General features: G+C 68.1%; 12 protein-coding genes. 9 read left to right on the top strand and 3 right to left on the bottom strand.

Annotation, left to right across the window (positions count from 1 at the left end):
* Positions 1-7: 7 nt before the first annotated feature.
* The 6 genes from AC1C2S_RS16735 to AC1C2S_RS16710 all read left to right on the top strand — a co-directional run bounded on the left by AC1C2S_RS16735 (position 8) and on the right by AC1C2S_RS16710 (position 8,102).
* Positions 8-1,345 (top strand): sensor histidine kinase, encoded by a 1,338-nt coding sequence (locus AC1C2S_RS16735; RefSeq protein WP_495353737.1) that lies wholly within the window; start codon positions 8-10, stop codon positions 1,343-1,345.
* Positions 1,342-2,073, top strand: coding sequence for a response regulator transcription factor (locus AC1C2S_RS16730; RefSeq protein ID WP_495353736.1), 732 nt, complete (start codon positions 1,342-1,344; stop codon positions 2,071-2,073). The genes AC1C2S_RS16735 and AC1C2S_RS16730 overlap by 4 nt, the downstream gene beginning before the upstream one ends.
* Positions 2,074-2,160: 87 nt before the next feature.
* Positions 2,161-4,734 (top strand): aminopeptidase N, encoded by a 2,574-nt coding sequence (gene pepN / locus AC1C2S_RS16725; protein WP_495353735.1) that lies wholly within the window; start codon positions 2,161-2,163, stop codon positions 4,732-4,734.
* An 11-nt stretch (positions 4,735-4,745) separates the two neighbouring features.
* Entirely contained in the window at positions 4,746-5,864 is a 1,119-nt protein-coding gene (locus AC1C2S_RS16720) for a mechanosensitive ion channel family protein (RefSeq protein WP_495353734.1), read from the top strand.
* A 53-nt stretch (positions 5,865-5,917) separates the two neighbouring features.
* A complete protein-coding gene (locus AC1C2S_RS16715; RefSeq protein WP_495354413.1) occupies positions 5,918-6,325 on the top strand; it encodes a globin in 408 nt (135 codons plus the stop codon).
* A 79-nt stretch (positions 6,326-6,404) separates the two neighbouring features.
* Positions 6,405-8,102, top strand: coding sequence for an FAD-binding dehydrogenase (locus tag AC1C2S_RS16710; protein WP_495353733.1), 1,698 nt, complete (start codon positions 6,405-6,407; stop codon positions 8,100-8,102).
* 69 nt (positions 8,103-8,171) lie between these two features.
* Here AC1C2S_RS16710 and AC1C2S_RS16705 read toward each other — a convergent pair whose 3' ends face one another.
* Positions 8,172-8,852, bottom strand: a complete 681-nt coding sequence (locus AC1C2S_RS16705) for a DUF8185 domain-containing protein (protein WP_495353732.1) — start codon at positions 8,850-8,852, stop codon at positions 8,172-8,174.
* 93 nt (positions 8,853-8,945) lie between these two features.
* Between AC1C2S_RS16705 and AC1C2S_RS16700 the strand changes: the two genes are divergently transcribed.
* From AC1C2S_RS16700 to AC1C2S_RS16690, 3 genes are all read left to right on the top strand, one after another.
* Complete coding sequence (locus AC1C2S_RS16700; RefSeq protein WP_495353731.1) at positions 8,946-9,836, top strand: acyl-CoA thioesterase; 891 nt, start codon at positions 8,946-8,948, stop codon at positions 9,834-9,836.
* A gap of 96 nt (positions 9,837-9,932) precedes the next feature.
* Entirely contained in the window at positions 9,933-10,424 is a 492-nt protein-coding gene (locus AC1C2S_RS16695; RefSeq protein WP_495353730.1) for a QcrA and Rieske domain-containing protein, read from the top strand.
* A 1-nt stretch (position 10,425) separates the two neighbouring features.
* A complete protein-coding gene (locus AC1C2S_RS16690; protein WP_495353729.1) occupies positions 10,426-10,956 on the top strand; it encodes a hypothetical protein in 531 nt (176 codons plus the stop codon).
* Position 10,957: 1 nt separating this feature from the next.
* On the opposite strand, the gene AC1C2S_RS16685 is transcribed toward AC1C2S_RS16690, so the two are convergent.
* Positions 10,958-11,434 carry an acyl-CoA thioesterase gene (locus AC1C2S_RS16685; protein ID WP_495353728.1) on the bottom strand — a complete coding sequence of 159 codons (477 nt, stop codon included), beginning with the start codon at positions 11,432-11,434 and terminating at the stop codon, positions 10,958-10,960.
* Between the two features lies 1 nt (position 11,435).
* Positions 11,436-13,118 carry an energy-dependent translational throttle protein EttA gene (gene ettA / locus AC1C2S_RS16680; RefSeq protein WP_495353727.1) on the bottom strand — a complete coding sequence of 561 codons (1,683 nt, stop codon included), beginning with the start codon at positions 13,116-13,118 and terminating at the stop codon, positions 11,436-11,438.

Below are 13,118 nucleotides of genomic sequence, written 5' to 3'. Positions count from 1 at the left end.
CCTGTCCATGGCGGAAGCACCGTTCTCCCCCGGCTACCCGGCTTCGGTAGCCGGGGGAGAACTTCGTCTGCCGAAACCGCCCGGGGTGATCAGGCAGTTCTGGGCGAGGCATCCCAGGCTGACCGACGCACTCATCGCGGGCGCCTACTTCGTGCCGACCTTCATCGGCACGTTTATCGTCGCAGGATTCGGCGACCCGGCTCCTCCGCTCTGGTCGAGCGTGCTGCATCTGGTGGGCATCGTTGCCGCCGGCGCGGCGCTGCTGTTCTTCCGCCGGTCGCAACCGTGGTGGGTGCTCGGCGCGGCCTGGGCGGTCTGCCTGCTCGTCTACCCGTTCGGCACGACCGACGTGCTGCCGATGCTGTTCGCCCTCTATGGGCTCGGCGTCTACCGCTCGACGAGGGTGGCCTGGATCGGGTTCGCGGGGTCGGTCGCCGTGGTCTCGGCATCGGCGTACATCGCGGAGTGGCTCTCGACGAACGCGCTCGTCGCCCGACTCAACATCTCCGAGGGCGGCCCCTTGGCATCGGCGTCGCAGTATGCCGTCGTCATGCTCGTCGCGACGCTCATCGGCGTCACCGTCGGCAACCGCCGTCGATACCTGAACGCGCTCATCGCGCGGGCCCACGACCTCGCACGCGAACGCGACCAGCAGGCGCGACTCGCCGCGGTGGCCGAACGGGCGCGCATCGCCCGTGAGATGCACGACATCGTCTCGCACGGTCTGACCGTCATGATCACGCTCGCGGACGGATCGGCGGCGACTGCCGAGCGAGATCCGGCCCGCGCCGCCGACGCGATGCGCAATGTCGCCGACACCGGGCGCGGCGCGCTCGACGAGATGCGACGCATGCTCGGCGTGCTGCGGGATCCCGCCGACGAAGGGGCCGACCTCGCACCGCAACCCGATGTGGCGGCGATCCCCCGCCTCGTCGACGGGTTCCGCGAGGCTGGGCTGCCGGTGCACCTCACCACCGTCGGCGCTCCGATCGTCGAATCGACCCTGCAACTGGCGGTGTACCGGGTCGCGCAAGAGGGCCTCACCAACGCCCTGCGCCATGCGGCACGCGCCCACCGCGTCGACGTGCTCATCGAGCACCGCGACGACGAGGTCGAGATCTCGGTCGACGATGACGCGCCCGTGGCGGCCGACCAGATCATGCACGGCGCCGGCCGCGGCCTCGCAGGGATTCGTGAGCGCGTCGCCCTCTACGGCGGCACCCTCGAGGCCGGCGCGCTGCCCAATCGCGGCTGGCGACTGCGTGCGGTGCTGCCGACGCGACGCGACGCCGACGTGCGCGACGGCGAGGGCGACCACGAAGGCGACGGCGAGGAGCCACGATGACCGACGAGCACGCACCGATCCGAGTCGCGATCGTCGACGACCAGGCGCTCGTGCGCACGGGATTCCACATGGTGCTCGACGCCGAGCCCGGCATCGAGGTCGTGGGCGAGGCCGCTGACGGCCACGCCGCCGTCGCGCTCGTGCGCGACGTACCGGTCGATGTCGTGCTCATGGACGTGCGAATGCCCCGACTCGACGGCATCGCCGCGACCGAGGCCGTGACATCGGGCCCCACTCCCCCGCGCGTGATCGTGCTGACCACCTTCGACCTCGACGAGTACGCCTTCGCCGCGATCCGTGCGGGCGCGAGTGGGTTCCTGCTGAAGGACGTGCGCCCCGCCGAGCTGGCGTCGGCGATCCGCACAGTCCACTCCGGCGAAGCCGCGCTCTCGCCTCGCGTCACCCGACGCATGATCGAACTGTTCGCAGGCGAGCTGCCTGCCCTGATCGATGGTCGCGACGGCGAGCGCGGCGGCGTGACGGGCGTGCCCGACAGGTCCGTCGGAGTGCTCGAATTGCTCACCCCACGCGAGCGAGAGATCCTCATGGCGATCGCGGAAGGGTTGAGCAACAGCGAACTCGCCGCGCGGTTCTTCGTCTCGGAGTCGACGGTGAAGACCCACGTCGGCCGTGTGCTCGCGAAGCTCGACGCCCGCGATCGGGTGCACCTCGTGATCATCGCCTATGAGCAGGGGCTGCTGCCCGCGTCCGGCTCCGGCGCAGGCTGAGTCGGAGGCATCGAGTTCGGCCCTGCAGGGCTCGGCGGCGTCGAATCAGTAGGCTGGCGAGTCAACGACCACACGGAGGCCCCGCACATGCCCGCTGTCGATCTCACCCGAACCGAAGCCGAGGAACGCGCCCTGGTCGTGCGCACCCCGCGCTACGACGTTCACCTCGATCTGACGGCGGCGGGCGAGACGTTCCGCAGCGAGACGCGCGTGAACTTCCTGGGTGCCTCGGGAGCATCGACCTTCATCGAGGCGTGCACCAGCGAAGTGCACGAGATCACCCTCAACGGCCGGCCACTCGACCCTGCCGTCGTGAGCGACGGCACTCGCATCCGACTCGATGGGCTCGACGAAGACAACGACCTCCACATCGTGGCAACGGCCTCGTACACGAACACCGGCGAGGGCCTGCACCGGTTCGTCGATCCCGTCGACGGCGAGACGTACCTCTACACCGAGTTCGCCGTCGCCGAGGCGAACCGCGTCTTCGCGGTGTTCGACCAGCCCGATCTGAAGGCCTCGTTCACGTTCACCATCACGGCTCCCGCCGCGTGGACGGTGCTGAGCAACGCGGGCGCTTCGAAGAGCCTCCCTTCGACAGGCTCAGGGAGCACGAGCGCCACCTGGTCGTTCGAACCGGGTCCGGTCATCTCCAGCTACATCGTCGCGATCATCGCCGGCCCCTACGCCGCATGGCACGGCAGCGCGCACAGCGTCGACGGTCGCGACATCCCGCTCGGCCTCTTCACGCGCGCTTCGCTCGGCGAGTATGCCGAGCCTGACGTCATGTTCGAACTCGTGCAGGCCGGCCTGGGCTTCTACGAGACGGCGTTCGGCGTGCCGTACCCGTACGGCAAGTACGATCAGATCTTCGTGCCCGAGTACAACTGGGGTGCCATGGAGAACGTCGGCGCCGTCACGTTCAACGAGTCGTACCTGTTCCGCTCGCGGGTGTCCGACGCGCGACGCGAGCAGCGCGCGATCGTCGTGCTGCACGAGCTCTCGCACATGTGGTTCGGCAATTCGGTCACGATGCGGTGGTGGAACGACCTGTGGCTGAACGAGTCGTTCGCCACGTGGGCGTCGACGCTCGCGACGGCCGCGGTCACGGAGTTCACCGGGGTCTGGGCGACGTTCGCGAGCGACGAGAAGACGCACGCGGCCGAACAAGATCAACTCCCGTCGACGCATCCGATCGTCGCCGAGATCGCGAGTCTCGCCGATGTCGAGGTCAACTTCGATGCGATCACGTACGACAAGGGCGCCTCGGTGCTGAAGCAGCTCGTGGCCTGGGTCGGACTCGACGCCTTTCAGCGGGGCGTCGGCGCCTATCTCACGTCGTACGCCAGTGGCAACGCCACCCTCCGCGACCTGCTCGACGAGCTCGAGACCGCGAGCGGCCGCGATCTCACCCGATGGTCGGCGCTCTGGCTCGAGACGGCGGGCGTCAACACCCTTCGAACGGTGACGGAGACGGATGCCTCGGGTACGATCACGGCGGCACGCGTCGAGCAGTCAGCGGCACCGGGGCATCCGACCCTCCGCCCTCACCGACTCGCGCTCGGCTGCTACGTGCTCGGCGTCGACGGGTTGAAACGCACTCATCGCTTCGAGCTCGACATCGACGGTGCCGCCACCGAGGTGCCCGAGCTCGTCGGGCTGGCCCGCCCCGACCTGCTGCTCGTGAACGACGACGACCTCACCTACGCGAAGGTGCGGCTCGACCCCGCTTCGTTCGAGACTGCGATCGCGCACCTCCCCGACATCGTCGACCCGGTCGCACGCGCCGTCATCCTCGGCTCGGCGTGGGACGCCGTGCGCGACGCGGAGGTGCCGACGATCGATTTCGTGCGACTCGTCATCGGCAGCATCGGTCACGAGACGCAGTCGGCCGCGCGGGGGCTGGCGCTGACGCGCCTCGAACTCGCGATCGGTCGCTACCTCGCTGAAGAGCACCGCACGCAGCTCGCCGCCGAGGCGGGCGATGCCGTGTGGGCGCTCGCCGAGCTCTGCGAGGCCGGCTCAGACGCCCAGCTGCAGTTCGTCAAAGGCTTCACCCGTCTCGCCGCCACTGCGGCGCACGCCGACGTGCTCGGCAGCCTCCTCGACGGCTCGATCAAGCTCGCCGGTCTCGAGATCGACCTCGACTTGCGCTGGGAGCTGGTGATCGCCCGGGCCACCCTCGGCGCGGCCTCCGACGAGGAGATCGCCGATGCACTCGCCCGCGATAACACGGCGAAGGGCCGCCTGCTCGCCGAGACGGCGCGCGCGGCACGGCCCGATCAGGCGACGAAGGATGCCGCGTGGCGGCGCGTGGCGACGGACGCCACGCTCTCGAACGATCTCGCGCGCGCGATCGCCGATGGCTGGCGGCGCACCGCGCAACCCGAGCTCCTCGCCGGCACTACCGCGGAGTACTTCGCCTCGCTGCAATCGGTGTGGGAGCGCCGCAGCTTCACGATGGCCTCGCTCGTCGTGAATCGACTGTTCCCTGCGCCATTCGTCTCGGCCGAGCTCGCGACGATGGCCCGCGATTGGCTCGAGGCGAATCCGACGCCGGCGCCGCTCCACCGCCTGGTCTCCGAGCAACTCGACGAACTCGAACGTGCACTCGCCGCTCAGGCCCGCGATGCCAGCGAGCTCTCGGACACGGCTCAGTAGACTTTCACAACATGTTCGTTTTCGGTACGCCCGCCACTGACGAGAACCCGGTGTCCGTCGACTTCTGGGCGCGCATCGTCGAATACTGGGTCGAGAACTGGGACGTCGTGCTCGGCAAACTGATCTCGATCATCTTCATCATCGTCATCGCGCTCCTGGTGCGTTGGGTGCTGCACTTCGTTATCGAGCGAGTCGTCACGCAGATCGTCTCGGGCGTCAAGAAGAAGCAGGATGTCACCGACACCCAGGCGCTGCAGGCATCGCCGCTCGCGGCTGTTCGTCTCGTGCAGCGCACGAGAACCCTCGGCTCGGTGCTCACGAACATCGTGAATGTGACGCTCTTCATCATCGTCACGCTCCTCGTCGTGACCACCATCAACGAGACGATTCTGAGCTCGTTCGCCCTGCTCACTGCGGCACTGGGCGCCGGTCTCGGCTTCGGCGCCCAGAACATCGTGAAAGACGCGCTCAACGGCATCTTCATGGTCGTCGAAGACCAGCTCGGCGTCGGCGATGTCGTCGACCTCGGCCCGGCAACCGGCATCGTCGAAGAGGTGCGCATCCGGGTCACGAAGATCCGCGACGTGAACGGCACGCTCTGGTTCGTGCGCAACGGTGAGATCCTCCGGGTCGGCAACATGTCGCAGGGCTGGGCGCGGGTGATCGTCGATCTCGCCGTACCGTACGACGTCGACGTCGACGAGGTCGAGGCGACGCTGTTGCGTACCGCGACCGAGATGGCCCAGTCGACCAAGTGGCGTTCGCGCGTGCTCGAGAAGCCCGAGGTCTGGGGGATGGAATCGATCACGGCAGATGCGCTCGTCACCCGCGTCGTCATGAAGGTGCGGTCCTCGGCGAAAGACGACGTCGCAAGCGAGCTGCGCATGCGCTTGAAGCGAGCGCTCGACGAGCTGGGCGTCAAGCTGCCGAGCCTCACCAGCGTCGTGCTGGCCGGGTTCGACGGCGCGACCCGGGTGAAGGGTGCGAGGCCGCCCAAGACCTCGCCGAGCGCCGTCGTCGACGGTGACACGGGCGCCGCAGCGGCGCGGGCCGCGGTGAAGAAGCCGCGCGCGCCGCGTGCCCCCAAACTGCCGAAGCTGCCGAAACCGCCGACCGGAGAATCATCGTGAGTGAGCAACTGCCGATCGAGGCATCCGGCCCCCCGCAGCCTGCGAACGTGCCGCTGCGTGCCTCGGAACACGGCGAGGGGCTCGGGCCCTCGTTCTACGAGACGGTGGGCGGCCGCCAGACCTTCGAGCGGCTCGTCGCGGAGTTCTACCGGGGCGTCGCAAGCGACCCCGTGCTGAAGCCCATGTATCCCGAGGAGGACCTCGGACCTGCTGCCGAGCGGCTCACGATGTTCCTCGAGCAGTACTGGGGCGGCCCCGGCACCTACAGCGAGCAGCGCGGGCACCCGCGCCTGCGCATGCGCCATCAGCCGTTCAAGGTGAACCCCGACGCCCGTGATCGCTGGCTCGCGCACATGCGGGTCGCCGTCGATTCGCTCGCACTGCCGCCGCTCGCCGAAGAGACCCTGTGGGACTATCTCCAACGGGCCGCATACGCGATGGTGAACACCTTCGACGAATAACCGCACGCCCCACTCGATCACCACCCGCAATCCCATCACCACCCGCAATCCCATCACCACCCGAGACGAAGGAGTCCTTGTGGCCGCCTCCCCCGCACCCGCCGCGACCGATCGCACCCCGAAGCCCGCCGACGCGATCGTCGTCGGCGCCGGACTCTCGGGCCTCGTCGCCGCGGCCGAGCTCGTCGATGCCGGCAAGCGCGTCGTGATCGTCGACCAAGAGCCCGAAGCGAGTCTCGGCGGCCAGGCGCACTGGTCGTTCGGCGGACTCTTCCTCGTCGATTCCCCCGAACAGCGCCGCATGGGCGTCAAGGATTCGGTCGCGCTCGCGCACCAGGACTGGGCGGGCACCGCGGGCTTCGACCGGGACGAAGACGACTGGGGCCGGCGCTGGGCCGAGGCGTACGTCGAGTTCGCGGCCGGCGAGAAACGAGCATGGCTCCACCAGAAGGGCGTGCGCTTCTTCCCCGTCGTCGGCTGGGCCGAGCGCGGCGGGTACAACGCCATCGGGCACGGCAACTCGGTACCGCGATTCCACATCGTGTGGGGCACCGGCCCCGGCGTGCTCGCCCCGTTCATCGCCAAGGTGAAGGCGGGCGAGGCCGCGGGTCTCGTCGAACTGCGCCATCGGCACCGCGTCGATGAGCTCATCGTCGAAGGCGGCGCGGTCGTCGGCATCCGTGGCGCCGTGCTCGCACGCGACACCGCTTCCCGCGGCGAATCGTCCAATCGCGACGAGGTCGCCGAGTTCGAGCTGCGCGCACCGGCGGTCGTCGTCGCCTCGGGGGGCATCGGCGGCAACCACGACCTCGTGCGCGCAGCATGGCCTGAACGTCTCGGCCAGGCGCCGGCGAACCTGCTCTCGGGCGTGCCGGCGCACGTCGACGGTCGCATGCTCGGCATCGCCGAGGTATCCGGTGCCCGCCTCGTCAACGGCGACCGCATGTGGCACTACACCGAAGGCATCACGAACTGGGATCCGGTCTGGCCGAAGCACGGCATCCGCATCCTTCCCGGCCCGTCGTCGCTCTGGTTCGACGCCAATGGCAAGCGACTTCCGGTGCCGCTGTTCCCCGGGTTCGACACCCTCGGCACGCTCGAGCACATCGCCTCGACCGGTCACGACCACTCCTGGTTCGTGCTCACCCAGAAGATCATCGAGAAGGAGTTCGCCCTCTCGGGCAGCGAGCAGAACCCCGATCTCACCGGCAAAGACGTGAAGCTGCTCGCCGAGCGCCTCGGCTCCGGCGCGCCTGGCCCTGTCGAGGCGTTCAAGCAGCACGGCGTCGACTTCGTGGTCGCCGACACCCTGCCCGAGCTGCTCGAGGGCATGCGCGGCCTCTCGACAGAAGCCGAGCTCGACACCGAGAACATCGAACGCGAGATCATCGCCCGCGACCGCGAACTCGACAACGAGTTCTCCAAAGACCTCCAGCTCACGGCGGTGCGCGGTGCGCGGAAGTACCGCGGCGACAAGCTCATCCGCGTCGCGACACCGCACAAGATCCTCGACCCGAAGGCCGGCCCGCTCATCGCGGTGAAGCTGCACATCCTCACCCGCAAGAGCCTCGGCGGCATCCAGACCGACCTCGATTCACGAGCGCTCGGAAGCGACGGCGCCCCGGTTCCGGGTCTCTACGCGGTCGGCGAAGCGTCGGGGTTCGGCGGCGGCGGCGTGCATGGGTACCGTGCGCTCGAGGGCACCTTCCTCGGCGGATGCCTCTTCACCGGGCGGGCCGCAGGGCGCGCGATCGCGGCACTCCCGCCGGTCGAGTAGCGCCCACGCCCTGCGACAGGCTCGGGGAGCTTCGACAGGCTCAGGGAGCAGGGCGCGTATCGCGTCCCACTACGCCTTCAGGGTCCAAGGCTTGCGGCGCACGAGCACGTGGCCTCGCCGCGAGGAGAGACGGGTCCACGGACCAGTCTCGAAGAGCTTCACCTCGTCGTCGCCGAGGAACCCGAGGCTGAAGGCCGCGAATGCCGCACCGGTCGGCACGTACTCGACACCCTCGACACCACGCCCCCAGACCTCTGATCGCACGCGCTGCACGAGCTGCTCCCCGGTGCCGGCCGGAATCGCCTCGGCCACCTCGTCGATGCCCGCACGCGCCGCAGTCTCGAGCGTCGCGGCATCCGTCACACCGAGTGGTCGCCACCCGCCTCTGGGCGGTGAGATGCCCGCCCAGGTGACGGTGTTGACCTCTGGAGGTCGTGACATCGAGACCGGGCGCGAGTCGTCGTCTTCGCCGAGTTCGCCCCTGGCCCGCACGATGCGTTCGACGAGCGAACGCATCGGCACGACCGAATCGAACTCCTCGTCGTCGGCGAGCGCGAAGGTGCGCAGCCCGAGCACGGTCGGGCTCTCATCGAGGATGCCTCGTGGATACAGGATCGCGGTGTACACGGCGAGGATGCCCGAACCGGCGATGAGGCGCACCGAACCGTCTTCGACGCGGCCTGCTCGTTGCAGGTAGGTATGCAGGTCTCCGAGCGACAAGCTGTCGGCGAGCGTGAGTTGTTGAACCATCTCCTGTCTAAACTACCAAGTGAGCGCCGCCGCCCCGGCGGCCTCGCGCTCCGCGGGTGCCGGGCGGTCACCGACCACCGACACGGAGGAACGATGAACGGTCCGATCGACGGCCTGCTGAGCAGCCTGCACCTCACCGACACCGGGGCCCGCACCACCGAAGACATCTTCACCGGGCCTTCTCAATGGATGCCGCTCGGGCGTGTCTTCGGCGGTCAGGTGCTCGCGCAGTCGCTCATCGCCGCGATGCACACCGTGCCCGACGACCGCACGATCCATTCGATGCACGGCTACTTCCTCCGCCCCGGCGATGTCGCGCACCCCATCACCTTCTCCGTCGATCGACTGCACGACGGGCGATCGTTCTCGACGCGCCGCACCCACGCATACCAGAACGGCGAACCGATCCTCTCGCTCATCGCTTCGTTCCAGACTCCCGACGAGGGTGTCGAGCATCAGGTCGACATGCCGACCGACCTCCCCGACCCTGAGAGCCTGCCGTCGACCGCCGACGTGCTCGGCGCGTTCGATCACGACGTCGCCCGATACTGGGCGAACGAACGCGCCTTCGACATGCGACATGTGCCGTCGCCCGTCTACCTCACGGTCGAGGGCGAGCGGGTGCCTCGACAGGCGGTGTGGATGAAAGCGTTCGGCAAGCTGCCCGACGACCCGAAGCAGCATCGTGCCGCTCTCGCCTACGCGAGCGACTATTCGATCCTCGAGCCGATCCTCCGCGCACACGGTGTGGCGTGGGCCACGCCCGGTCTCAAGGTCGCGAGTCTCGACCACGCGATGTGGTGGCACCGCGACGCCCGGGTCGACGAGTGGTTGCTGTACACGCAGGAGTCGCCGTCGGCGAGTGGGGGTCGCGGTCTCTCGCTCGGCCGCATCTATACTCGCGAGGGCGTGCTGGTGGCGAGCGTTGCACAAGAGGGCATGGTACGCGTGCCCGAAACCGGCGGGATGCATTCGCCTGAATAGATCCTGTGGAATCCGGCGACGACACCGCGTCGTGGCACACAATGGGCAAACGGGCGCACGTGTGACGCGAGCGACGCGGACGAAGGAGCTCAGGCGATGACCGATCCCACCGATCTCACACGACGCACCATCCTCACGCTCGGCTCCGCCGGAGTCGTCGGCGGTGCGCTCGCATTGGCCGGCTGCGCAGCGGATGCCCCGACCGACACCGCTTCGCCTTCGGTGACTCCCGATCCCTCGATCACCGACGAACCGCCGACCGAGCCGAGCACCGCACCCGATGCTCCGCCGGCCGGTGAAGACATCGCCGCGGTCGCCGACGTGCCCGTCGGCGGCAGCATCGACGCGAAGATCAACGGTGCGCCTGCACTCATCGCCCAGCCGACGGCCGGGCAGGTCGTGGCGTTCAGCGCGATCTGCACGCACCAGCAGTGCGTCGTCGCGGCAGCGGCATCCGAGTTCCACTGCCCCTGCCATGGCTCGATGTTCGATGCCGCGACGGGCGACGTGATCCAGGGACCCGCACTCGAGCCCCTCACGGCCATCCCGGTCGCGATTTCGGGCGACCGCATCGTCGCGGCGTCCTGACATGGACGGAGTCGACTACACGTTCGCAGGACTCCCATTGCACGTGTTGCTCGTGCACGCCGTCGTCGTGCTGACGCCGTTGCTCGGCCTGGTACTCATCGTGGTCGCGGTGTGGCCTGCCGCCAGGCGAGTGCTGTGGTTGCCGGCACTCATCGGCGCGGTGCTGCTGCTCCCCCTCGGTCTCGTCACGGTCGAAGCCGGCAAGTGGCTGGAACAGCGAGTGCCGTCGGCGCCGCTCATCCAGGAGCACACCGCCCAAGGCGAGGGAATCGTGCCGTGGCTGATCGCCCTGCTCGTGCTCGCATTCGTCGTCGCGGCGTGGGCGGTCGTCGAGCGCCGCTCGGCTCGTCGCAGCGCTGCAGAGCAGGGAGCCGGCATCGGCCGCGGCATCCGCCTCATCGTCGGAATCGCGCTGACCATCGCGGCGCTCGTCATCGCGGCAGGCTCCACCTGGACGCTCGTGCAGATCGCAGAGGCGGGTAGTCGAGCCGTCTGGGAGGGCTCGTTCAGCGACGAACCGCTCGACGACTGAGTCAGCGGCGGCGGAAGCCGATCGGGTCGCCGACGTACGGCTCCCAAGCCGCACGCTCGGCATTGCTGATGCGCCGCGGTCGCTCGGATGCTGCGTCGACGAGTACGACCGTCGTAACGGCGCGGGTGTACAGCGTGCGGGGCTCGACGCCGGTCGGCGAGTACACCTCGTAGCAGACGTCGAGGCTCGCCCCGCCCATATTGCCGATCCAGAGTTCGATGTCGACGGGTTGGCGCTGATAGGGGATCGGCTCGAGGTACTCCACCTCCTGCCGTGCGATGAGCGTGATCGTGTTGGAACCGGGCGTGGCGTCGAGCACCGCCGTCGACGCGCCGACCGCGTGCTCGGGTGTGTCGTCGTTCACCCAGAAGGCCTGGATGCGAGCCTCTTCGAGCAAACCCAGCATTCGGGCGTTGTTCACGTGCCCGTAGGCGTCGAGATCACTCCAGCGCAACGGGGTCGGCACGTGCAGGCGCATGTCAGTCTCGTGTGAGCTTGCGGTACGCCGAGCGGTGCGGCTTGGCCGCGTCGGGGCCGAGCCGCTCGATCTTGTTCTGCTCGTACGATTCGAAGTTGCCCTCGAACCAGTACCAGTTCGCCGGGTCGTCTTCGGTGCCCTCGTACGAGAGGATGTGGGTCGCGATGCGGTCGAGGAACCAACGGTCGTGGGTGATCACCACCGCGCAGCCGGGGAACTCGAGGAGGGCGTTCTCGAGGCTCGACAGCGTTTCGACGTCGAGGTCGTTGGTCGGTTCGTCGAGAAGCAGGAGGTTTCCGCCCTGCTTCAGGGTGAGTGCCAGGTTCAGTCGGTTGCGCTCACCACCGGAGAGCACCCCCGCCTTCTTCTGCTGGTCGGGGCCCTTGAATCCGAATTGCGAGACGTAAGCCCGCGACGGGATCTCGGTCTTGCCCACGATGATGTAGTCGAGCCCGTCTGAGACGACCTCCCACAGGTTCTTGTTCGGGTCGATTCCGCCTCGGCTCTGGTCGACGTAGGAGATGTCGACGGTCTCGCCGATCTTCAGTTCGCCACCGTCGAGCGGCTCGAGTCCGACGATGGTCTTGAACAGCGTCGTCTTGCCGACACCGTTCGGACCGATGATGCCGACGATGCCGTTGCGCGGCAGGCTGAAGCTCAGGTTGTCGATCAGGATGCGTTCTCCGAAGCCCTTGCGGAGCTTCTTCGCCTCGATCACCTGCGCGCCGAGACGCGGACCGACGGGGATCACGATCTCTTCGAAGTCGAGTTTGCGAGTGCGCTCGGCCTCGGTCGCCATCTCTTCGTAGCGGGCAAGACGTGCCTTCGACTTCGCCTGGCGGCCCTTCGCGTTGGAACGAACCCATTCGAGCTCTTCGGAGAGGCGCTTGGCGAGCTTCTGGTCTTTCTTGCCCTGCACCTGCAGGCGTTCCTGCTTCTTCTCGAGGTAGACCGAGTAGTTGCCCTCGTAGGCGTAAAGGCGACCGCGGTCGACCTCGCAGATCCACTCGGCGACGTGGTCGAGGAAGTACCGGTCGTGGGTGACGGCGAGCACAGCGCCGGGGTACTTCGCGAGGTGCTGCTCGAGCCAGAGCACGCTCTCGGCATCGAGGTGGTTCGTGGGCTCGTCGAGGAGCAACAGGTCCGGCTTCTGCAGCAACAGCTTGCAGAGCGCGACACGGCGCTTCTCACCGCCCGAGAGCACGGAGACCTGCTCGTCGCCCGGTGGGCAACGAAGGGCATCCATGGCCTGCTCGAGCTGCGAGTCGAGGTCCCACGCATCGGCGGCGTCGATGGCCTCTTGGAGGGTGCCCATCTCGGCGAGGAGCGCGTCGAAGTCGGCGTCGGGGTCTGCCATCGCGAGCGAGATCTCGTTGAAGCGGTCGAGCTTCGCCTTGATCGGGCCGACTCCCTCTTGCACGTTCTCGAGCACCGTCTTGGTCTCATCGAGCACCGGCTCCTGCATGAGGATGCCGACGGAGTAACCCGGGCTCAGCCGCGCCTCGCCGTTCGAGGGCTGGTCGAGGCCCGCCATGATCTTCAGGATCGTGGACTTACCGGCGCCGTTCGGGCCGACCACGCCGATCTTCGCCCCGGGCAGGAATGCCATCGTCACGTCGTCGAGGATGAGCTTGTCGCCGACCGCTTTGCGGGCGCGAACCATCGAGTAAATGTATTCAGCCAT

It is taken from the genome of Agromyces sp. Y782 (assembly GCF_059445405.1).
This window is presented reverse-complemented; position numbering and strand designations above follow the sequence as displayed.